The following is a 20,636-nucleotide window of genomic DNA, read 5'->3' on the forward strand; positions in this document are numbered from 1 at the left end:
ATTAGGAATATATGGAAAGAAACTAGTCCTTTTACAGAATTTTTAGAATTTATTTACAGAAGACTAAAAAAGGCCTTTACTAGGCCCTTTTCGTTAAAGCTCTTTGCTCATCACCACGTCTGTTTCTTGAAATCCGGTTCGCTCATACAGCTTTCGCGCCGTCTGATTATGGGCAAAGACGTGAAGGGACAGCTTCCGGATTCCCATGCTGCGGGCCGTGTTATCTAATGCTGCCAATGCTTGCTTTGCGTAGCCCTTGCCCCGATACGGTTCATATAACCCGAAATCGTAAATAAATGCTTCCTGCTGCGGATGCTCCAGTTCAGCATGGATCCAGAGCCAGCCAACGATTTCCTTTTCATTCAGCGTGAGGCTCCACAAATGGTGATGGGGGGTTTCCAGCCCTCTCGGAAGCAGATCAGTAAACGTCTGCCTAGACAAAAGCTGTGCGTCTTCAGGCAGCCATGCTCCCGCTTTTACCTTTTCTTCCGCGTAATGCTTTGTTGTGTACGTGAGATAGGACCGAAATTCTTCTGTCTGCATAGGGGTCAGTATGATTGTCATATCATCTCTCCTTCATATATTGACTAGAGGATTTTACATAAAATAGAAAGAGGTGTTACTATCAGAATAAGCAACTGAGATTAATAAGTCACTAGAGAAAGGAGTTTCACATGAATAAGATTGCACCTGCAGAAATCGCTAGCATGCTCAACGATTGGTACCTTGCTATCAAGAAACATGAAGTGGAAGAGTCCTCCCGTTTATTTGAAGAAGTGAAGCCTTTATTGGATGACATGGAAGAGGATCAGGAGGTGCTTGCCTACTTCTCCTTATTGGAACTGCGCCACAAGGTTTTGCTTCACGAGGCGAGAGGACAGGGTTTTCAGCATGAGGAGCCTTCTCATATGAATGCTACGTCTGACATGCTGAAATATTACTTTTTTCTGTTTGAAGGCATGTATGAGGCCTATAAAAATAATTATGATATTGCCATTGGGCTGTATAAAGATGCTGAGCAGTATCTCAACAACATTCCCGATCCGATTGAGAAAGCCGAATTTCACCTGAAGGTCGGAAAGCTCTATTATAAGCTGGGACAAAATATTGTGTCCCTCAATCATACACGGCAAGCGGTCAAAACGTTCAGGGAAGAGACTGATTATAAAAAGAAGCTGGCTTCAGCCCTGATTACCATGTCAGGCAATTTTACCGAAATTGGGCAGTTTGAAGAAGCTAAAACATATTTGGACGAAGCAATTCGGATCACAAGAGAATTGGAGGATCATTTTTTTGAAGCCCAGCTTTTGCATAACTTCGGACTTCTCCATGCGCAAAGCGGCCAATCAGAACAAGCAGTCTCCAAATTAGAAGAGGCCTTGCAGAACGAAGAGTATGCCCGCTCCGCCTATTATTATCATTCTGCCTACCTGCTGATACGAGAGCTGTTTAAGGTCAAAAAGAAAGAACAGGCCTTATCTTATTACCAAGAAGTGAAGGAAAAATTGGCTGCTGAGCCGAATAGAATATGTGAGGCAAAAATAGACATTTTATATGCCATTTATGCAGAAGGGGGTCATGCGGAAACGTTTTACTTATGCAAACAACATATGGATGACTTGTTGTCCGAGAAAGAGTATGACAGTGTAAGAGAACTTTCCATTTTGGCTGGCGAACGGTATAGGGAACTTGAGCTTTACAAAGAAGCTGCCCACTTTTTTTATGAAGCATTACAAATTGAAGAACTGATTAAACGAACGGAGGTTATATAAATGAAAAAATTTTTGATTGGCGCAGGCGTCGCAGCGGTGATGTTATCAGGTTGGTTTATTGCGGACCATCAAACCCATTCACAGGAGATGAAAGTCGCTGAGAAAATGATTGGATAAATGAAAAACCCCCGCGGGTGCGGGGGTTCAATTTAACGAAAGAATCCTAAAACGGTTTGTAGTTTTAGGATTCTTTCATCTTTTCAGCGTGATTGAAAACCCTTGAAGTCTAGTAAGAACGAGCATTGGAGCGCAGCGAATGTTTGGAATTCGTGAGCACCGAAGCGCAGGCCTGACAACGAATGCGAGGATTTGTCGACACGCTGAAACCCCCGCGGGATGCGGGGATTTTCTTATTACAGGAGCTTCTTCCCTAGCAGAGATTCTACAAGCTCTACTGCTGTTTTGCCCGTTTTGTTTTTGTGATCAAGGATCGGGTTAACCTCAACGAATTCGGCTGAGGTAATGATGCCTGCGTCATACAGCATTTCCATAGCCAGATGGCTCTCCCGGTAGCTGATGCCGCCGACGACAGGGGTTCCGACACCCGGTGCGTCGTTCGGATCAAGTCCGTCCAGATCAAGGCTCAGATGGACGCCATCACATGCTGATAAATAATCAAGGGTTTCTTCAATGACCTTTGTCATGCCAAGACGGTCGATTTCGTGCATTGTGTACACCTTCATGCCGCTTTCCTTAATGTACTTGCGCTCCCCTTCATCAAGTGACCGGGCGCCAATGATAACGACGTTTTCCGGTTTGATTTTAGGCGCGTAGCCTTCAAGGTTAACCAGTGACTCGTGGCCAATGCCTAGGCTGACCGCGAGCGGCATGCCGTGAATATTGCCGGATGGTGAAGTTTCAAGTGTATTCAAGTCGCCGTGCGCGTCATACCAGATGACGCCGAGATTATCGTAATGCTTTGCTGTGCCTGCCAGCGTGCCGATCGCAATACTGTGGTCACCGCCCAGGACAAGCGGGAATTTTTTCTCTTCGATGACTTTGTTGACTTTTTGTGCGAGTTTTTCATTTCCCGCCAAAACAGAATTCAGGTTTTTCAATTCCTCGTCATTTTTGATCTTTTCGCGGTTGATCGGAATGTCACCGAGATCTTCAACCGTATACCCCATGTCTGACAGCCGCTCAATTAGATGAGCGTAGCGGATGGCACTCGGGCCCATATCCACTCCGCGTCGTGCTTGTCCTAAATCCATTGGCATTCCAATAACCGAAATCGTTTTATCCATCTGTGATTCCACCTCAACATTTAAGATAATGTCCTATGCGGGTTCTAACAAAGATGACTTGCGGACAACGTTTTTAAAGCTCTAGCTGACGATTTGCCTGCTGGCGTTTTTTAATGACGACATGATAAATGATGTAGCAAATGATCATAAACGGTACGCCGCAATACAGCGCGATACGCTGCTCCGGATCAAATGCGAGGCTAATAAGCACGACTGTATTTAACGTCAGGCCGATCAGCGGAAGCACCGGATACAGCGGTGTTTTGAATTTCAGATCTTCTGTCTTGCCGCCTTCGCGGATATATTTGCGTCTGAACATGATTTGGGAAAGCGAAATCGTAATCCAGCCGACCTGCGCGCTCATGCCCGCCAATGATAACAGCACCATATATACGGTTTCAGCCTGCGCAAACTTTGTCAGAAGTGATAGGCAGGCCACAGCCATCGTTACGATTAACGCATACATCGGTACACCGCGCTGATTTGTTTTGCCGAGCGCTTTAAAGGCCTGTCCTTCATTCGCCATCGCGTACAGGATACGCGTTGATGCGTATAAACCTGAATTCGCAACAGATAACAGTGCGATTAAAATAACAAAGTTCATGATATCAGCAGCATATGGGATTCCAATTTGCTCAAATACGGCAACAAACGGACTTTCCACGACTCCCGCCTGTTTCCACGGAATCATGCCGGCAATGACAATGATTGAAAGCACAAAGAAGACAAGCGTTCTCCATACTGTCTGTTTGATCGACCGCGGAATCGTTTTTTCAGGGTCTTCACTTTCTCCGGCCGCAACCCCGATCAGCTCAGTTCCCTGGAACGCAAAGTTCACGGTAATCATCGTAATCAGCATTGCCTTTATGCCGTTCGGAAATAACCCGTCTTCATAAAAATGCGTCAAAAACGGCGCATGCTCTCCGCCCTTCAGATCAATCAGGCCAAACATGGCAGCTCCGCCGAGAATAATAAATAAAAGGATAATCAAAATTTTAATGCCTGAGAACCAGAATTCAGATTCCGCAAAAGCTTTTGTGGTGATCGCATTTAGAATAAACATCAGAGCCGCAAAGACCAGACACCAGATCCACACGTCTATATGCGGAAACCAGCGTTGCATCAGCTGCCCCGCTGATAAGAATTCAATGGCGCATGTAACCGCCCAGCCGAGCCAGTACAGCCAGCCGAACGCAAACCCAAAGGCCGGGCTGATAAATTTCGTCGCGTAGGTCTGGAAGGACCCCGATACAGGAAAGGCGACTGCCAGCTCTCCTAAGCAGAGCATGGTCAAAAACATGATAAAGCCGCCCACTAAATAGGACAGAACCGCGCCGAGCGGTCCCGCTTGGTTAATGGTAAACCCGGTTCCAAGGAAGAAACCGGTTCCGATCACTCCGCCCAATGAAATCATGAACAAATGGCGTGATTTCATTGTCCGCTGGAGCTGATTTCCGTTATCTTGGTTTGTATTCACATTCTGCACCCCTTCAGCAACTTGTATTGGATCTAAGCTGGAACATCTGCATGGTGCTATCCCAGTTTGCTGTCCAAAGAGCCTCTATCTATTTAATATAAAATTCACTTCTTCTCATAAAGATACATTATACTAAAATACTGTAGCTGAGCAAATAGGGAGTGCTGATTTTTCTGTTGTAAATTTATACAAACGAAGTGAATATCCCTTCATGGTGCGGGTTTATGCGTTTTGCAGCACGTGCTTGATTTTCTCTATCGCCCAATCCAAATCCTTTTTGGAAATGATTAATGGCGGTGCAAAACGAATAACTGTATCATGCGTTTCCTTGCATAAAAGCCCTTCTTCCTTCAAACGCTCACAATACGGACGTGCCGCTTCTGTCAATTCCACACCGATAAACAGCCCTCTGCCGCGGACTTCTTTAATGATAGGGTTGTCAATGCTCTCAAGCTCGCTTTTAAAGTATTCGCCAAGCTCAAGAGAACGATCCGCCAGTTTTTCATCCTCCAGCACTTCTAATGAAGCGATAGACACTGCACATGCAAGCGGGTTTCCACCAAATGTGGAGCCGTGTGATCCCGGGTTAAACACGCCTAAGATCTCGCGGTCCGCCGCAATGCATGAGATCGGGAACACACCGCCGCCAAGCGCTTTGCCCAAGATATACATATCTGGAACAATGCCGTCCCAGTCACAGGCAAACGTCTTGCCTGTACGTCCGAGACCCGTTTGAATTTCATCCGCAATAAACAAGACATTCTCTTCCTTACAAATCGCCGCCGCTTCCTGTAAAAATCCTTCAGGCGGAATGACAATGCCCGCTTCGCCTTGAATCGGTTCAAACAAGAATGCCGCTGTATTCGGCGTAATGGCCTGTCGAAGCGCTTCCACATCGCCGTAAGGAATGAGTTTGATCCCCGGAAGCATCGGGCCGAATCCTCGTTTATATTCCTCTTCAGAAGAAAGAGATACCGCCAGCATCGTGCGGCCGTGGAAGTTCCCGACACACGCGATAATTTCCGCTTGATTGTCTGCTACGCCTTTCACTTCATACGCCCAGCGTCTCGCCGCTTTCACCGCAGATTCAACCGCTTCGGCTCCTGTATTCATCGGCAGAATCATCTCTTTGCCTGTCAGCTTAGCTGTTTTTTCGTAAAACGGCCCAAGCTGATCGTTGTGAAACGCGCGTGATGTGAGGGTAATTTTATCAGCCTGATCCTTCAATGCCTGAATGATTTTCGGGTGTCTGTGACCCTGGTTTACCGCAGAGTAAGCACTCAGCATATCCATATATTCATTGCCTTCCGGGTCCTTTACCCAAGCACCCAGCGCTTCAGAAATGACAATCGGGAGCGGGTGATAATTGTTGGCTCCATAATGAGACGTCTGATCAATAATTTCTTTGGATTTAGATAAAGCTGGCATATTTGAATTCCCCCTTGTTTTCTGTTTCAACATGTTATCCTGCTTTCCCTTTATATAAATGCAAGTTCTGTGCCAAATCAAGAATTCGTGTGTTTTCTACAATTTTCGAGGACAAGGTGCAAAAACATTCTGATATTTCGAGCAAAAAGACTTCAGTAAGGGCAAAATTATTTTGCAGTTCAAATGAATATATCAACAAAGAAGGTATTCACAAGCCAGATAAAAAGATCCTTTTAATTAAAAAATTAAAATAAGAATGACATTTATAAGAAATATTTCCACTATAAAAAGGCGTAATCTAAATTATGATTACGCCTTTTACCTATAGTTCTTAGTTCAGTTTATCTGCAACATCCTTAACAAACATCTCTGTCGCAAGTTTAGACTCTTTATCATTAGAAGTTATTCCCCAAAATTTAGTTGCATTGTAAACGTACAGATAGTCTACAGCGCCACCTGCTGCTAGTACCAAAACAAAAATAGCAGCACCCAGAGTTTCAACACATTTACCTGAGACTAAATCCGCATGTTCAGAACTGCCCATGTTAACCTTCTCAGCAGCTTCTTTTAAAAGATCTCCACCCTTGCTGAATTCCTCATCAATTAATTTAAGATCCTTTTCATAAACCGATTTTTTCAAATCGTTAAAATATTGAGGATCGATTTTTTTCATTTCACTTATTAACAATTGAGTAAGTTCTTTAGATTTATCTGAATTTCTAACATTATAATCGTTGGTGTTCCAAATTTCAGGAAATTTTTTCGAGATTTCACCTTGACCAAAAACAATTCCAGCAAAAATTTCTTCACCTGAGTATTTATGTAGATTCTTTGCTTGAGTAATAGGTGTTGCACCAGAAAATATAGATACAACCAACACAATGAGCATTAAATAGACCAATTTAAGTTTTAAATCTTGAGCCGCTAAACGCATATCCATTTCTCCTCCCGATTTTTATTCCTATGGCTACGACTAGTGACAACAAAAACAATATCTATAATGACTTTCCTGCATCACCCCTTTTCATAAATAAATGGCTAATGGAAAACCGTTTTCCTAATGAAAAATGAAATTGTTTTTCTAAGGGCCTTAAATAGAGAATTAAAATACCTAGCATAATCATTGAAAAACTTATAAGACCAAACATTACTGCAAAAATTTCATGCATAAGTATTGCAATAATAAACATATATTTTCGATATGATTTAGGTGAAAATAAAAATGCAAATAATAACAATTGAATAATTAAAGTTCCCCAAGTTGGAATTACAACTAAAGGTGATGACAAAAAGTCATTAAATAAGGTATGTAATAAAGGCGGAAAACCTAACATTGGATCTTGAGCATAATAATAAACAGCCGTTCCATTTAACCAATCTTGATCAGCTAATTTTGCCGTAGCTGAATTAAAATATAAAATTGCAATTTGGATTCTAATAAATACAAAAGTTGTAAGTGCTATGACGCGAAAATATAAATCTTTCTTGTTGATTAGATCTGTACCAGTCTTTATATTTTCCCAATGCCATTTTCTTGAATCGGTCAAAGTTATAGGCAGGAGTAGTAACGTAAAAACTGCACTCACTTGCTCTCCCCCATCAATAGTCATAGCGGAAACTTGTAAACTATAAGATATCCACCAATGTATAATTCCAGTCAATCTGGGCCTCCAGCCTGACACAACAACCAGTAATAAGATGACACAAATCCATCGTATTAAATTAAGGTATATATGGTTATTAGGCACTGTACAAAAAATGCTATATGTTCCATTACAATACGGTGTTTCTTGTCCTGCACCCGGTCTAAAGAAAATGCTAGAATCATTTAAAGCAAGTGTTAAAGCTGTAGATAAAGCCATAATACTTCTTGCCAAACCATAGACATTGGTCCAAGGTACGTTATCATTTGCCCACTTATAAATTTTAATGTTTAACGTTTCGAACATTTTACATTCACCCTCATAACCTTAGAAGTTGGAACGACCTTATATTGGCTCCATGCCCATGGAACAAGACTTCCGCTTACGATTCCCAGATCACCACAAAGTGAAGCATTAGGCGTAGGGTTTGCAATGTCCACTTGTACCTTCATCTCATCAAGACAATTCTTTGCATCCTTATCGCATGTTTTCCATTTTAATGAACTTGGTAGTTTAGAAATAAGTAATCCAAGTTCTATGCCCTGTGCTCTGCCATATCTATTAAGTCCAAATACATTTCTTATTTTGTTATTTGGCCATGAAAGCATATCTGTATCTCCACTCATACTGTATGCATAAAGATGATCAGATCTTGGATCCCTACTGTAAAACCCCCATCCCTGTGGAATAAATTGTTTCACCAAAAACTCTGCTCTAACAGTTGTCGAGAGAGGATTTTTCGGTAATGCAACTATGATACTTGAGAAAAGCAAGATCGTTAGACATGCACAAATTGTTAAAAAAAAGAGGCCTATTCTACTTTTATCACTACTAAAATCGTTCAATTATGAACACTCTCCCGATTACAATTTATCCTATTTATTTCTAAATAAACCCATAAAATACAGAAGAATATTATCATAGGCTATATGAAAAATGAAGAGTTTTTTAATATTTAGTTATTTTTTCCCAGTTAAAAAGAGGTTAGAATAAGACTCTAACCTCTTTAAATAGGAAACATAACCCGGCTATTTATTTAGCTCTTTTTGATATATGAAATAAGATGCGAATACGGATAAGAGTATACTACCTATTGCCGCTATAAAAATAATCGGCTCGGTAAAAGACTCAGGAATAAATGCAGTTAAAACAATAATGATTCCGGCTAGAACAAATATTCTTGAACTCAATCTATGTGTAAGCCTCCATACATTTTCACTGCTTAATGTCCAAGGAGTTCTAATTCCCAAGAAAAAATTCGGTCTAACCTGCTGAATAAAATTACCAAAAACCATAAATATAGCTCCAAGAATAAATGAACCTAAATATGGAATAGGAAGTTTAATACCCAGCCCCGTCAATATTGTAATCAAATTAATGAGAAATAAGACGAGAAACATGGTATTAAAAATAGATAAGTATGCACGAGTAAAGGTCGGATAGTTTCGTCGGGGATCAATTTTAGGAATAAGCACCATAAGAATATATTGTACTATCATTATACCTACCAACGTTGCTATGGCCGTAGGTTTCTTTGAAAAGTCATCTGCTTCACCACTTATACCCCAGTGTGTTGCCAATTCATTAGGTAAGTGTGAATATGTTATAACCCAAGCTAAAATTGTTAAGGCTATCATAATTAGTGCAAAGAAATATTTTTTCATCATTCTCCACCTTCCTTCTTGTCATGGTCTGTATCTGTAAGGGAAAAAAACCAGCCAATAAGATCTTGAAGTACAGTCGTATTTAAAGAATAAATAATAAATTGTCCCTTTTTTTGGTCTCGTACTAAATCAGTGTTCTTTAAAATATTTAAGTGATGAGAAATACTAGGTTTTGACATATCAAATTGGTCAGCAATTTGCCCGGCTGTTAAATCTTGTTGTTTTAACAAATCCAAAATCCTTCTCCTTGTAGGATCGGCCAGAGCTTTAAAAGCCTTATTCAAATAATTCTCCCCCCCTTTGGTAAACATTAGGATTTAGATATTTACCTAAATAATAAAACATTTTATTTTTCCAGTCAATATACAACACCAGTATTTCCTTCCTTTACGATAAAACGATATTAGAATTAACTGTAATACAAATCCTAAGTGCAAAATTCTTTTGCATATCCTCTCCGTTTTTTTATAAAATAGAAGCAATATTAAGAAAATAATTGAGGGAGGTTCATACAGTGGTCAAGGACAGCGAATTCCTCACATTGGTTTTTCAGAGCATTTTAGATGAAATCGATGTTGGCCTGCACGTAGTGGACGAGCATGGTAACACGATCGTTTATAACAATAAAATGATGCAGATTGAAGATATGGAGAAGCATGACGTCCTGAATAAAAACCTGATGGATGTGTTTATGTTTTCAAAACAGCAGGACAGTACGCTGGTACAGGCTCTCCAGGAAGGCAAGACGATTAAAAATGTGAAGCAGAGCTACTTCAATAATAAGGGCCAGGAAATCACGACGATCAATCACACCTATCCCATTGTCCAGGACGGCAAAATCAAGGGCGCCGTTGAAATTGCCAAGGATGTGACCAAGCTAGAACGGCTGATCAGGGAGAATATGAACAAAAAGGGCAGCACCACCTATACGTTTGACAGCATCCTCGGCACCAGCCCGGCCATTCAAGACGTCATCGAAAACGCCAAGCGGGCAACCCGCACGTCATCATCTGTCCTTCTCGCAGGTGAAACCGGCACGGGAAAAGAGCTGTTCGCGCAAAGTATTCATAATGGCAGCGATCGTTCAGGCGGCCCGTTTATTTCGCAAAACTGCGCGGCACTGCCAGACAGCCTTGTGGAAAGCATTTTGTTTGGGACGAAAAAAGGCGCGTTTACCGGCGCTGTCGACCAGCCCGGCCTGTTTGAACAAGCCCATGGCGGCACGCTGCTGTTAGATGAAATCAATTCGCTGAATCTCAGCCTTCAGGCAAAGCTGCTGCGCGCCCTTCAAGAAAGAAAAATCAGGCGTATCGGTTCAACAAAGGATACTCCGATTGATGTACGTATTATTGCCACGATGAATGAAGACCCAATTGACGCGATTGCCGGCGAACGGATGAGGAAGGACTTGTATTACAGGCTGAGTGTCGTGACGCTGATCATCCCGCCGCTTCGGGAACGAAAAGAAGACATATTGCTTCTCGCCTCGGAGTTCATCCAGAAAAACAACCATCTGTTCCAAATGAATGTTGAACACATCAGCGAAGACGTGAAGCAATTTTTTCTTTCTTATGACTGGCCGGGAAATATTCGTGAGCTTGAGCATATGATCGAAGGCGCCATGAATTTCATGACGGACGAGCAAACGATTACGGCCTCCCATCTGCCTTATCAATACCGCATGAAAATCAAGCCTGCTGACATCCCAGAGCCTGAACCAAGACATCAGCCGGCTGCGGACTTAAAAGAAAAAATGGAAAGCTTCGAAAAATATGTGATAGAGAACGTGTTAAGAAAACACGGCCATAACATCTCGAAAGCCGCTCAGGAGCTTGGCATCAGCCGACAAAGCCTTCAATACCGGCTGAAGAAATTTTCTCACTCATCTGACGAATAAGCTGGTGCAGGAAGCCTGATCATAAATACAGTGCCTCTGCCGATTTCACTTTTCACGTCAATTGTCCCATTGTGGCTGTCGATAATCGATTTCGTTATGGCGAGGCCCAATCCCGAACCTCCATATTTCCGGGAGCGGGATGGGTCTGCCCTGTAAAACCGGTCAAACACATGCGGTAAGTGCTCCGGCGCGATGCCTGTGCCGTTGTCCGCTATCATCAGCATAACGCTATCACGGCCTTTTTGCAGTGAGATGGTAATGGCACCGGCTTTCTCATTTGTATACTGCACCGCGTTATAAACCAAATTCAAAATAACCTGTTTCATCTTATCCCTGTCAAACACCGCTTCAGCATCATCCTCAAGCAGCAGCTGCAGTCTTCTTTCTTTTGCAAGCAGACTGAGCTGCGGCTCCATTTCCCTTATGAGCGCATCGAGATTTCCTCTCTTCATTTCAAAGCTCGGCACCCGATCAATTTTTGCTAAAAACAACAGATCCTCTATCAGCCGAGTGGCTCTCTTCGACTCTTCATACATACTATTCAGCGCCCTATCTCTCTGATCCGGCTGAAGCGCGGCGCCACGCAGCAGCACTTCGATAAAGCCGTGTATGGACGTTAAAGGCGTTCTCAATTCATGTGAAGCGTCTGATACAAATTGCCGGATGCGCTCCTTCGCTTCTTTTTCTGCTTTAAATGACGTTTCAATCCGCTCCAGCATGCGATTAAACGAAATGGCGAGCGTGTCGATTTCCATTTGTTTTCGATATACAGGAAGCCTTTTATTCAAATTTCCTGCATTGATTTCACCCATCATATGTACCATTTGTGATAACGGTTTAAGCGTATGTCTGACCACTGGCAAGAATGTAAAAAGCCCGAGCAGGAGCGCGACAAGCGAGAGCGTGGAGTAAGTGCTGATTTGCCGGAGCAGTACGTCCTTCAGTGGTTCTGTTAAAGCACTCATTTGAATCACGCCTGCTTCTTTTCCATCGATATTAATAGCCTGAAATACAATCAGCACTTCCTCGCCGGATTCATTTTTCGTGACTCTATAATGCAAAGCCATCGTATCTTTTAATGCCTCATCATATACACTTTTTTTCACTTTCGGCGGCGCTCCCGCATATGGGTCGGTCGACAATACCGTACTGTCTTTTGTTTTCTTATCAATAAAAACAATGGTCACGCCCGGATAAATATAGGCGGGACGGACAGCACCATCTGACTTTTTCAAGCCGCCGGGATGGCTTTTGTATGTTTTAATGTTATTCCAGATGGTCGGCTCCGTCGAATTGATATAACTCTGAATGCTGACAGCCCGGTTTTCATATAATAGGCGTTTTCCAAACACATATTGTAAAGCGCCAACAAACACCAATAGAAGAACGAGAATGCATAATGAGCGGCATAAAAGCTGAAAGCGCAGCGTTTTGAATCGTTTTTTCATTCTATATCCACCCGATAGCCCGCGCCCCGAACCGTTCGGATTACTTCATGCTTTTTGTCATTCAGCTTTTCCCGCAAGGAACGGATGTACACTTCGACAATATTTTCTTCTCCGTAAAAATCATACCCCCATACTTTATCCAGAATCCTCGCTTTACTGAGCACAAGGCCGTGATTCAGCACCAAAAACTTTAAAAGCTCGTATTCTGTTGCTGAAAGCTTGAGCACCTCTTCCTGATAGCGGATTTCTCTGCGCCGATCATCAATTCGAAACGGACCGAGCGCGACTTCTTCAAACAGGTTGGGAAAGTGATCCCGAATTCTTGCATAGATTCGCGCCAGCAGCTCTTCAAAGCTGAAGGGTTTGATCATATAATCATCAGCGCCCTCTGTCAGCGCTTTTACCCGAACCCCCACCTCATCCTTGGCCGTAAGCATAATAACGGCGGTATGGCCGGTTTTTTTCATCATCCTCGATACTTCCAGTCCATCCATTCCAGGCATCATCACATCCAGGATGGCCACATGCGGCTGAAATGTCTTTACGGTGTTCATCGCTGTCATTCCGTCAGCTGCTGTCTTCACTTCAAAGCCTTCATTTTCAAGGCCCATTGTCAAAAAATCTAATATCGCCGGTTCATCGTCCACGAGCAAAATCTTGATGCCTTTCATCCTATTCATGCTGTGCTCTCTCCTTAGTTGGCATAAACCTCTGATTAGTTTTTTCCCTTCCCCTCCTATTATTCGTTTTTACCTGAAAACAAACTGAATCTTCCCTAAAAATCAGCTGAATTCAGCAAGTTTTCAGCCAGCCCTCATTTGATTTTCAGCTTCAGCCTATACAATTGCCTTAGTTGGTACAGCCAACAATGAAATAAAGGAGGAATCTCACATGAATATCACTAAAGTTTTATCAGGAGCTGCACTGGGAACGATTATTTCAATCAGTTCTTTCACTTCTGCTCACGCCGCGGTCATTCAAAAGGATGATACATCAACGAAGGTCGAGACGAAGCAGCAGGCTTCCATCACAATAGCAAAGGCAAAACAGGTTGCTTTGAACAAATGCAAAGGTACTGTTCAAACGGCCCAAATGAAGAAAGTGAACGGCACATACGTATATGTTGTGAAAGTTCTCGGTGAGGACGGCAAACAGCATACGATGAACGTCAACTGCAACAGCGGCAAAGTTGTGAAACATGATGTTCAAAAGAAACAAATCTATATCAGCAAAACAAAAGCCCAATCGATCGCTTTGAAAAACTGCAAAGGTGCGATTCAATCTTCTGAGCTGAAGCAAGAAAACGGTGTTTACGCTTATGTCGTGAAAGTAATGGGTGAAGACGGAAGCCTTCACACGCTCCATATCAATGGAGAAAACGGCAAAGTCGCAAAACACGAGCAAAAGAAACAAGCACATCTTTCTAAAACAAAAGCGCATCAAATCGCACTCAACAAATGCAAAGGCGCAGTTCAATCAGCACAAATGAAGAAAGCAGATGGCGTTTATGTCTATGTCATTAAAGTGCTTGGTGAGGATGGCAAAATTCACACCTTTAACATTAACCGCAGCAGCGGAAAAATCGTCAAGCATCACGTTGAACATAAACAAGCCGCGATCACAAAAGCAAAAGCACAAAGCATTGCGTTGAACAAATGCAAAGGTACCGTCACATCTTCTGCATTGAAGAAAGAAAATGGCACCTATGTGTACATCATCACCATCACAGCCAGCAACCACACGGTTCAAACCATTAAAGTCCATGCAGATAACGGAAGTATTTGCAGCTAACAGCCATTTACTGCTGTTTCACGTGTAACATCCATCTTGTATTTTTCTTCATATTCGATATATCCTTTTCAACTGAACGGGCGTGACCCCCGTTCAGTTTTTTTGCATATCAAAACAGCCTGGCAAACGATGCCAGACTGTTTGATTAACTTCCTAATTGGTCTGCGGACGACAACTTGATGTCAACAGATTTTTCTTTTCCGCCGCGGTAAAACTTCACCTTCACCCGATCACCGACTTTTTTCTGATAAAGCCGTTTTCGCAGATCAACAATATCATTTACTTTGTATCCGTCAAATTCCGTGATGACATCGAGTTCCTTCAGTCCTGCTTTTCCGGCAGGTGAAAAGGCGTCTACGCCCATCACAACCGCTCCATTGGTGACGTTCTTAGGAAGCTTTAATGTTTCATCCCAATGATAGCTTGCGATATCGCTTAAGGATTTCATCTCAATGCCAAGGAACGGGCGTTTGACCTTTCCGTATCTCTCTAAATCCTCTATCACAGGGATCACGAGCTTAGACGGAATGGACAGGCCAATCCCTTCAACTGCTGACTCGGCAATTTTCATTGAATTGATGCCAATGACCTTCCCATCCATATTTAACAAAGCGCCGCCGCTGTTCCCAGGGTTAATGGCCGCATCTGTTTGCAGGACTTCTGCGTTCCAGTCAGGCTGTCCGTCACCGTTTGAATCCACTGGGATCGCCCTCTCCGTACCCGAGATGACGCCTTGTGTGACAGAGCCAGCAAACTCAAGGCCTAACGGGTTCCCGATCGCAATAACCGGCTCCCCAGACTTCACTTTATCTGAATTTCCGAAATCGGCGACTGCTTTAATCTTATCGCTTTTCACCCGTAAAACGGCAAGGTCCATCAGCTGGTCGCTGCCGACAAGATCAGCTGATACACGTGAGCCGTCTTTCAAGCTGATTTCAATTTGGGAAGCGCCTTCGATGACATGATGGTTGGTCACGACATAAGCGGTATGGTCATTTTTCTTATAGATGACGCCAGAGCCGCTCCCAGCCTCGCCGCTCTCTCCCCGTATATCTGATTTTTGGATGTTCACAACACCGACAACGGCGGGCGACACATTGCTGACAATCTTGGTGACCGTATTGTTGACACTGACATTCACCGTCCTGATTGATTCCCGGCCGTTGTTGTTCTGCTGCTGATCTAAAGCGCCTGTATCTAGCCCTTCATTTGAAAGGTACGGCATGATAAACGCCATTAATACGGCACCGACAATCACGCCAATCAGACTTGAAAGAAAATATCCTTTTTTGCTTCTCTTTGGCTGTTCAGGAGTAGTATGTTCTTCCTCACGTTCGTAATCCACCATATTCCATCCTTTCCAAGAACGTTAATATGGTTATATTGTGGGTTAGAAACTCCTAGAATAGTCATGATTTACATAGAAAAATTATACAGCGCAAAGCGGAGTGGCCTTCTTCGGATCGGTGTCGTATAAGTCAAATGTCTCACCCGTCACAAATCCTTTAGAAGCCAATGTCTGCTGCACAGACATCCTTGCCAGCTCCTTCATGTTGTTGTCCTGGCTTAAGTGCGCCAGGTAAATACGGGACGTCTCATCGCCAATGACATCCGTCATCGCCAGGGCAGCATCTTCATTTGAAACGTGCCCGACGTCACTTAAAATCCGCCGCTTAATGCTCCACGGGTATCTTCCCATTTGCAGCATGCCGACATCATGATTGCTTTCAAACACAAACACATTCGCTGAACGGATAATGCCTTTCATCCGGTCGCTGACATATCCCGTATCTGTCATTAACGCGAGCTTTCGGCCGTTATAATGGAATACATAAAACATCGGCTCGGCCGCATCGTGGGAAACGCCAAACGATTCAACATCAAGTCCGCCGAACGATTTGACTGATTCCATCGGAAATACAAACTTTTGATCGGTGTCAATTTTCCCGATTTGATTCTCCATCGCTTTCCAAGTCTTCTCATTCGCATAGATCGGAAGCTTGTACTTTCTGGCGACCACACCAAGGCCCTTAATATGGTCACTATGCTCATGCGTCACAAAAATGCCGTCTACATCATCCAGCTTACGCCCGATCTGCGCCATCAGCCCGTCCATGGCTTTCCCGCTCAAACCGGCGTCCACTAAAAATGCGTGATCCTCTGTTTCAAGGTAAAACGCATTTCCCGTACTCCCGCTCGCAAGTACGCTAAATTGCAAGCTCATGTCTGTCTCACTCCATTATTTTCATTGATCTGTATCTAAAATCGTACTCTCCAAAGCATTCACAGTAAAATACTCTTGTACTGTCTTTTTCTCGCCGTTTACTTTTTTATCGTACTCGACTGTAATTCTCCATACCGGCGCCAGCACCTGCGTACTTGTCAGCGGATATTGTGCTACATAGCCGAATTTACAGCTCTTCACAGTGCTGTATTCTTTTAATTGATTTTGATAGTACAACAGCTCAACCGCATCCATTTCAGTAATTAAGCTTTCTTTCTGGATTTGCTTGAAGGTCTCAAGCGTTGTCTGGTCGTACGACACAACCTCGTTTTTACCGTTTAAGTGCAATACCACTTGCCCGATCATATTAGAGGGATTATCGGTCTTTTGGTAAATATAATGCCCTTCATACGTTTGGAAGAAAATAATTTCTTTCTTCGATTTATCAACCTTCCAAAGCTTATATTTTTCGCCATCTTGAATCTTCGAAGAAACAAGTGCCTGCGCATCGTCTTCGATATTCTTCTTTGAAAGGGCAATTGGATTTGCAAACTTCATTTTCAGGCTCGTTACTTTATGATCATCACTAGGCATGTCCATCAAAGGCTTTTGATCCTTCAGCGCCTCAATTTCCTCCTTGGTGAAGGCTTTTTGATTTGCTGTGATCCGATAGCCTTCTGTTGCTTCCTTATTCAAGCCTTCATACGTGATATGATCGGCCCTCATGTCGTGCTCGACATCATTTTTAATGACTTCATATTCCTTGCCGGTAGCCTGCCATTTTTGAAAAAACTGATAGCCTAAGAAAATATCTAAAATGAGGAAGGCAACGATGAAGATTGATTTTGTCTTATTCCACTCCACTGTTAGCCTCCTCCTTTTTCAATAAGTCCTTTGTAATCGGCACAATTTTTCCATTTACTTTCATCGCCCAAACCGGTTCCAGTTCAACGAGAGGATCATCGTTGGTTGATGTGGATACCAATTGATAAGCAAGAAAGATCTGATCAATTTTGTCCGTATCATAAGCGGTTTGTCTCGAAAGCAGCATCTTCACTTCGCTGCCGCTCATCAGCTCTGTTTCACTTGTTTTAATCGGATTCGTTCCGAGACTGTAATTCGGCCGCTTATAGCTGAGAATGTCATCATTCGCCCATTGCACCGTAATCGCCGATGTCGCTCCGAAAGGTTTGGTGGTGCTGTTAATGACCGGGAGCTGATCCATAAAGATATAGAAGCTCAGCTGTTGGCTGTCATTGATACTGAAAAATTGATAGTGATCCGTCCAGCTTCCGGTATCCTCAAGGTATTTTTGGCTCTTTTTGATTAATTCTCCCGTTTGATAGGATGTGCTCTGCACCAAATTGCGCTGCTGGAATTGCACCTGGCGCTGGCTAAGATTCACATCTAAACGGCTGATCCCATCTGTCAGTACATTTCTGTTGTTGTAATTCGAATCTTCCCTTACAATGCTCGGATCGCTAAACAAAGCCTGCTTAAAGGTATTTGTTTTAATCGATTCAGTGACAAATTCTTTTTTGTCCATCGTAAGCGGTTTGTTTGGCAGCAAGAACTCTTTCTTTGAGCCAATGGAGAACAAACTGAACGCCGGCATATTTGATTGCCTGTTTTTCAAGTCGTTCATAATGTTCCGGTAGTTTGCCGACTCAACCGTCACTTCAAGAATGAGCTGTTTGCTGTAAGACACCAAATAGATTTTCTTGTTCGCTTTTGTTTCATTGAACGGGATCAGAATATGATCAAACGAACTGTATTCAAACGACTGATTAGACCATTTAAACAGCGTTTGGAAAATATCAATCGGGATCGTATCGCTGAATTGCAAATCAAGCTTGGCTTCAGAACCGCCTATACCATAAAACCAGCTCTTGAATCCAGACTTGTCATACTGATCCGAAATATCTTTAATTCCTTTTACATCCCAATGCGGCAAGTCAGACCAGATTTCTTCATAGAGGGCATTGTCATCCACTTTGTAATGAGCGCCGTCATCATGGATAAACATGTCTCGCGGCCTTACCGTTTCAGACAGCTTTTGGGTCGTTTTTTCGATTTTATGTTTCTCACGCACGGTAGACTCTGTTGAGGATGAGCCTTCAGAAAAGTTTGGCTGGAACGTCCATATCCCCCATGTAAAAACAAGACTGATGACGACGAGTACGGTAAGTAATATCGTTTTTATATTTTCACGCTTCATCCCAATCATCCTCTTGTTCCTCTTTATATGGAAGAGTAAATGTAATCGTCGTGCCTTTTCCTTCTATACTGTCCGCCCAAATATCTCCGCCGTGCGCCTGTACCATTTCCTTGGCAATCGCCAATCCCAGGCCGGTGCCGCCAAGCTTTCTCGTTCTCGCTTTATCCACCCTGTAGAAGCGGTCAAAGACTTTTTCGACATCTTTTTTCGGAATGCCGATCCCTTCATCCTTCACGCTGATATAGAGCAGTTCTTCCTCTTCATTGACATCAATCGAGAACGTGACATGTCCGCCTTCGGGTGAGTATTTTAATGCGTTAGAAATAATATTATCGAGCACCTGCGTAATTTTATCCTGGTCAATCTCGACGTACAGGTTTCTGTCCGGCAGATTGCGGATAAACTCCACATGCTGCTCTTTTGTCATTTCAAAACGGTCAATAATAAGCGACATAAACCGGACAATCTGAATCCATTCCCGGTTAAATTGATAATCTTTACTGTCAAATTTCGACAGCTGAAGCAGATCATTGACAAGCCGGATCATACGCTCTGTTTCATTTTGCGTCACCATCAAGAAGCGCGGAGCAATGTCTTTATTTTCCCACGCGCCTTCAGCTAACGCTTCTAAATAGCTGCGCATTGTCGTGAGCGGCGTCCGCAGCTCATGTGATACATTCGCAACGAATTCTCTGCGTTCCTGATCCATTTTCTCTTGTTCGGTTACATCGTAAATGACAGCGATTAAACCATCAATTTTGCCGTGTTCCCTTTGAATCACAGAGAAATTCACGCGAAGCACCGTTAATTGATCATCGCGCTCAATTTCAAGCAGCATAGAATCCTGCTGCTCCACCAAATCTTCAAAAGTATAATTCTCTTGAAGCCCCAGCAAACTCGTAATCGGCATTTCTAAGGCTGTTTCACGTGAAACGTTCAACAGCTCCAACGCCGGACTGTTTAGGAGAATAATTGCTCCGTTTCGGTTTGTAGCGATAACGCCGTCTGTCATATAGGCAATAACAGAGGCTAGCTTTCTTCGTTCCCCTTCAGTCATCGCCTGAGCATCTTCAAGTTCTCTCGTTAAGTGGTTAAACGTTGTGGCGAGCTGACCAATTTCATCATGCCCGTACTTTTTAACCTTCCTTGAGAAATTCCCCTTCGCAAGCTCCATCGCCTGCTTTCGCATATCTGAAAGCGGGTGGGTAATGGTTCTTGCCAGAAAAATACCGAGAAGAGCCGTCAAAACGAGTGCCAAACCTGTGCCGGACGCTAGTATCGTGTTGATTGTCTTCATTTGATTAAAGACATCTTCCATACTCGCGACAACATAGATCGCGCCGACAACCTCTTGGTTTTCAGTCATGACGGGCTTCGCGGAAATAAGAACTCTGATTTTGCTTTTCGGATCATAATATTTTCTTAAATACGACTGTTTGGTAGAAAAAATCCTCTTAAAAATCAGATCGGTCGTTTGTTTCCCTGCCACTTCTTCACCATACGGCTTTGAAGACCCGACCACTTCATAGCTTTTATCTACAAAACTAATTTCCCGAACCTCATCACTTTTCGTGAAATCACTCAGGATACGGCTGACGTCATCCTTTATGACAGTGCTGTCGTTATCGCTCTTATATTCTTGTTCGATATAATAAGAAAGGTTGTCGATTCGCTGATTCAACGATTGTTCATAAGAGCTGATCAGCGACTTCTCTACCTGATTGACAAAATACACACCAATGATTTGCATAGCAATGATGATCAAAAGCACATAAATCAAGGTAATCTTAAATTGGATCGACCGAAAAAAACCAACCTTATTCATATGGG

Annotated in this window: 20 protein-coding genes and 1 pseudogene; 4 read left to right on the top strand and 17 right to left on the bottom strand. The window is 43.0% G+C overall.

Features of this window, described 5'->3' with window-relative positions; genetic code table 11:
• Positions 1-93 precede the first annotated feature (93 nt).
• Positions 94-564: a GNAT family N-acetyltransferase gene (locus CDO84_RS19805; RefSeq protein WP_040081186.1), complete on the bottom strand. Its 471-nt coding sequence runs from the start codon at positions 562-564 to the stop codon at positions 94-96.
• A 110-nt stretch (positions 565-674) separates the two neighbouring features.
• On the opposite strand from CDO84_RS19805, the gene rapG reads away from it, so the two are divergent.
• Both rapG and CDO84_RS19815 read left to right on the top strand, forming a co-directional pair.
• On the top strand, positions 675-1,772 hold the full coding sequence (gene rapG / locus CDO84_RS19810; protein WP_040081184.1) for a response regulator aspartate phosphatase RapG: 1,098 nt from the start codon (positions 675-677) through the stop codon (positions 1,770-1,772).
• Positions 1,773-1,889, top strand: coding sequence for a Phr family secreted Rap phosphatase inhibitor (locus CDO84_RS19815; protein WP_014666080.1), 117 nt, complete (start codon positions 1,773-1,775; stop codon positions 1,887-1,889). It abuts the gene before it with no gap.
• A 236-nt stretch (positions 1,890-2,125) separates the two neighbouring features.
• On the opposite strand, the gene rocF is transcribed toward CDO84_RS19815, so the two are convergent.
• From rocF to CDO84_RS19860, 8 genes are all read right to left on the bottom strand, one after another.
• Positions 2,126-3,016 carry an arginase gene (gene rocF, locus CDO84_RS19820; protein WP_003226959.1) on the bottom strand — a complete coding sequence of 297 codons (891 nt, stop codon included), beginning with the start codon at positions 3,014-3,016 and terminating at the stop codon, positions 2,126-2,128.
• A 73-nt stretch (positions 3,017-3,089) separates the two neighbouring features.
• Entirely contained in the window at positions 3,090-4,493 is a 1,404-nt protein-coding gene (locus CDO84_RS19825; RefSeq protein ID WP_040081182.1) for an amino acid permease, read from the bottom strand.
• A gap of 222 nt (positions 4,494-4,715) precedes the next feature.
• Positions 4,716-5,921: an ornithine aminotransferase gene (gene rocD / locus CDO84_RS19830; RefSeq protein ID WP_014666082.1), complete on the bottom strand. Its 1,206-nt coding sequence runs from the start codon at positions 5,919-5,921 to the stop codon at positions 4,716-4,718.
• Between the two features lie 331 nt (positions 5,922-6,252).
• Positions 6,253-6,861, bottom strand: a complete 609-nt coding sequence (locus tag CDO84_RS19840; protein ID WP_014481468.1) for a sporulation delaying protein family toxin — start codon at positions 6,859-6,861, stop codon at positions 6,253-6,255.
• A gap of 55 nt (positions 6,862-6,916) precedes the next feature.
• Positions 6,917-7,870, bottom strand: coding sequence for a sporulation-delaying protein SdpB family protein (locus CDO84_RS19845; RefSeq protein ID WP_040081179.1), 954 nt, complete (start codon positions 7,868-7,870; stop codon positions 6,917-6,919).
• Positions 7,855-8,409: an SdpA family antimicrobial peptide system protein gene (locus CDO84_RS19850; RefSeq protein ID WP_015715050.1), complete on the bottom strand. Its 555-nt coding sequence runs from the start codon at positions 8,407-8,409 to the stop codon at positions 7,855-7,857. The genes CDO84_RS19845 and CDO84_RS19850 overlap by 16 nt, the downstream gene beginning before the upstream one ends.
• A gap of 183 nt (positions 8,410-8,592) precedes the next feature.
• The gene (locus CDO84_RS19855; RefSeq protein ID WP_014481470.1) at positions 8,593-9,228 is read right to left on the bottom strand and encodes an SdpI family protein; all 636 of its coding nucleotides are present in this window, start codon (positions 9,226-9,228) and stop codon (positions 8,593-8,595) included.
• Positions 9,228-9,512, bottom strand: a complete 285-nt coding sequence (locus CDO84_RS19860; protein WP_015715052.1) for an autorepressor SdpR family transcription factor — start codon at positions 9,510-9,512, stop codon at positions 9,228-9,230. Before CDO84_RS19860 ends, CDO84_RS19855 begins: the two co-directional genes overlap by 1 nt.
• Before the next feature lie 230 nt (positions 9,513-9,742).
• On the opposite strand from CDO84_RS19860, the gene rocR reads away from it, so the two are divergent.
• A complete protein-coding gene (gene rocR, locus CDO84_RS19865) occupies positions 9,743-11,125 on the top strand; it encodes an arginine utilization regulatory protein RocR (protein WP_014666083.1) in 1,383 nt (460 codons plus the stop codon).
• Here the strand turns inward: rocR and CDO84_RS19870 are convergent.
• Entirely contained in the window at positions 11,107-12,573 is a 1,467-nt protein-coding gene (locus tag CDO84_RS19870) for a sensor histidine kinase (protein WP_040081178.1), read from the bottom strand. The two genes, rocR and CDO84_RS19870, sit on opposite strands and share 19 nt — an antisense overlap.
• Positions 12,570-13,253, bottom strand: coding sequence for a response regulator transcription factor (locus tag CDO84_RS19875; RefSeq protein ID WP_014666085.1), 684 nt, complete (start codon positions 13,251-13,253; stop codon positions 12,570-12,572). Before CDO84_RS19875 ends, CDO84_RS19870 begins: the two co-directional genes overlap by 4 nt.
• 211 nt (positions 13,254-13,464) lie before the next feature.
• On the opposite strand from CDO84_RS19875, the gene CDO84_RS19880 reads away from it, so the two are divergent.
• Entirely contained in the window at positions 13,465-14,364 is a 900-nt protein-coding gene (locus CDO84_RS19880) for a PepSY domain-containing protein (protein WP_040081176.1), read from the top strand.
• Here CDO84_RS19880 and CDO84_RS21525 read toward each other — a convergent pair.
• From CDO84_RS21525 to walK, 6 genes and pseudogenes are all read right to left on the bottom strand, one after another.
• Positions 14,361-14,490: pseudogene (locus tag CDO84_RS21525) on the bottom strand (hypothetical protein). The gene CDO84_RS19880 and the pseudogene CDO84_RS21525 overlap by 4 nt on opposite strands.
• A 19-nt stretch (positions 14,491-14,509) precedes the next feature.
• On the bottom strand, positions 14,510-15,712 hold the full coding sequence (gene htrC, locus CDO84_RS19885; protein ID WP_014666088.1) for a serine protease HtrC: 1,203 nt from the start codon (positions 15,710-15,712) through the stop codon (positions 14,510-14,512).
• Between the two features lie 81 nt (positions 15,713-15,793).
• On the bottom strand, positions 15,794-16,588 hold the full coding sequence (locus tag CDO84_RS19890; RefSeq protein WP_014666089.1) for an MBL fold metallo-hydrolase: 795 nt from the start codon (positions 16,586-16,588) through the stop codon (positions 15,794-15,796).
• Positions 16,589-16,609: 21 nt separating this feature from the next.
• Positions 16,610-17,452 carry a WalRK two-component regulatory system regulator WalI gene (gene walI / locus CDO84_RS19895; protein WP_014666090.1) on the bottom strand — a complete coding sequence of 281 codons (843 nt, stop codon included), beginning with the start codon at positions 17,450-17,452 and terminating at the stop codon, positions 16,610-16,612.
• Positions 17,439-18,806 (bottom strand): WalRK two-component regulatory system regulator WalH, encoded by a 1,368-nt coding sequence (walH, locus tag CDO84_RS19900; protein WP_014666091.1) that lies wholly within the window; start codon positions 18,804-18,806, stop codon positions 17,439-17,441. Before walH ends, walI begins: the two co-directional genes overlap by 14 nt.
• Positions 18,796-20,631, bottom strand: a complete 1,836-nt coding sequence (walK, locus tag CDO84_RS19905; protein ID WP_014666092.1) for a cell wall metabolism sensor histidine kinase WalK — start codon at positions 20,629-20,631, stop codon at positions 18,796-18,798. The genes walH and walK overlap by 11 nt, the downstream gene beginning before the upstream one ends.
• Between the last annotated feature and the right edge of the window lie 5 nt (positions 20,632-20,636).

The organism is Bacillus sp. MD-5 (assembly GCF_002201875.1).
GTDB classification, from domain to species: domain Bacteria; phylum Bacillota; class Bacilli; order Bacillales; family Bacillaceae; genus Bacillus; species Bacillus stercoris.

Bases quoted from the DNA above. Each gene is read 5' to 3' on its own strand.
- CDO84_RS19805 (WP_040081186.1), bottom strand. From the start codon at position 564: ATGACAATCATACTGACCCCTATGCAGACAGAAGAATTTCGGTCCTAT.
- rapG (WP_040081184.1), top strand. From the start codon at position 675: ATGAATAAGATTGCACCTGCAGAAATCGCTAGCATGCTCAACGATTGG.
- CDO84_RS19815 (WP_014666080.1), top strand. From the start codon at position 1,773: ATGAAAAAATTTTTGATTGGCGCAGGCGTCGCAGCGGTGATGTTATCA.
- rocF (WP_003226959.1), bottom strand. From the start codon at position 3,016: ATGGATAAAACGATTTCGGTTATTGGAATGCCAATGGATTTAGGACAA.
- rocD (WP_014666082.1), bottom strand. From the start codon at position 5,921: ATGCCAGCTTTATCTAAATCCAAAGAAATTATTGATCAGACGTCTCAT.
- CDO84_RS19840 (WP_014481468.1), bottom strand. From the start codon at position 6,861: ATGGATATGCGTTTAGCGGCTCAAGATTTAAAACTTAAATTGGTCTAT.
- CDO84_RS19845 (WP_040081179.1), bottom strand. From the start codon at position 7,870: ATGTTCGAAACGTTAAACATTAAAATTTATAAGTGGGCAAATGATAAC.
- CDO84_RS19855 (WP_014481470.1), bottom strand. From the start codon at position 9,228: ATGAAAAAATATTTCTTTGCACTAATTATGATAGCCTTAACAATTTTA.
- CDO84_RS19870 (WP_040081178.1), bottom strand. From the start codon at position 12,573: ATGAAAAAACGATTCAAAACGCTGCGCTTTCAGCTTTTATGCCGCTCA.
- CDO84_RS19875 (WP_014666085.1), bottom strand. From the start codon at position 13,253: ATGAATAGGATGAAAGGCATCAAGATTTTGCTCGTGGACGATGAACCG.
- CDO84_RS19880 (WP_040081176.1), top strand. From the start codon at position 13,465: ATGAATATCACTAAAGTTTTATCAGGAGCTGCACTGGGAACGATTATT.
- htrC (WP_014666088.1), bottom strand. From the start codon at position 15,712: ATGGTGGATTACGAACGTGAGGAAGAACATACTACTCCTGAACAGCCA.
- CDO84_RS19890 (WP_014666089.1), bottom strand. From the start codon at position 16,588: ATGAGCTTGCAATTTAGCGTACTTGCGAGCGGGAGTACGGGAAATGCG.
- walH (WP_014666091.1), bottom strand. From the start codon at position 18,806: ATGAAGCGTGAAAATATAAAAACGATATTACTTACCGTACTCGTCGTC.
- walK (WP_014666092.1), bottom strand. From the start codon at position 20,631: ATGAATAAGGTTGGTTTTTTTCGGTCGATCCAATTTAAGATTACCTTG.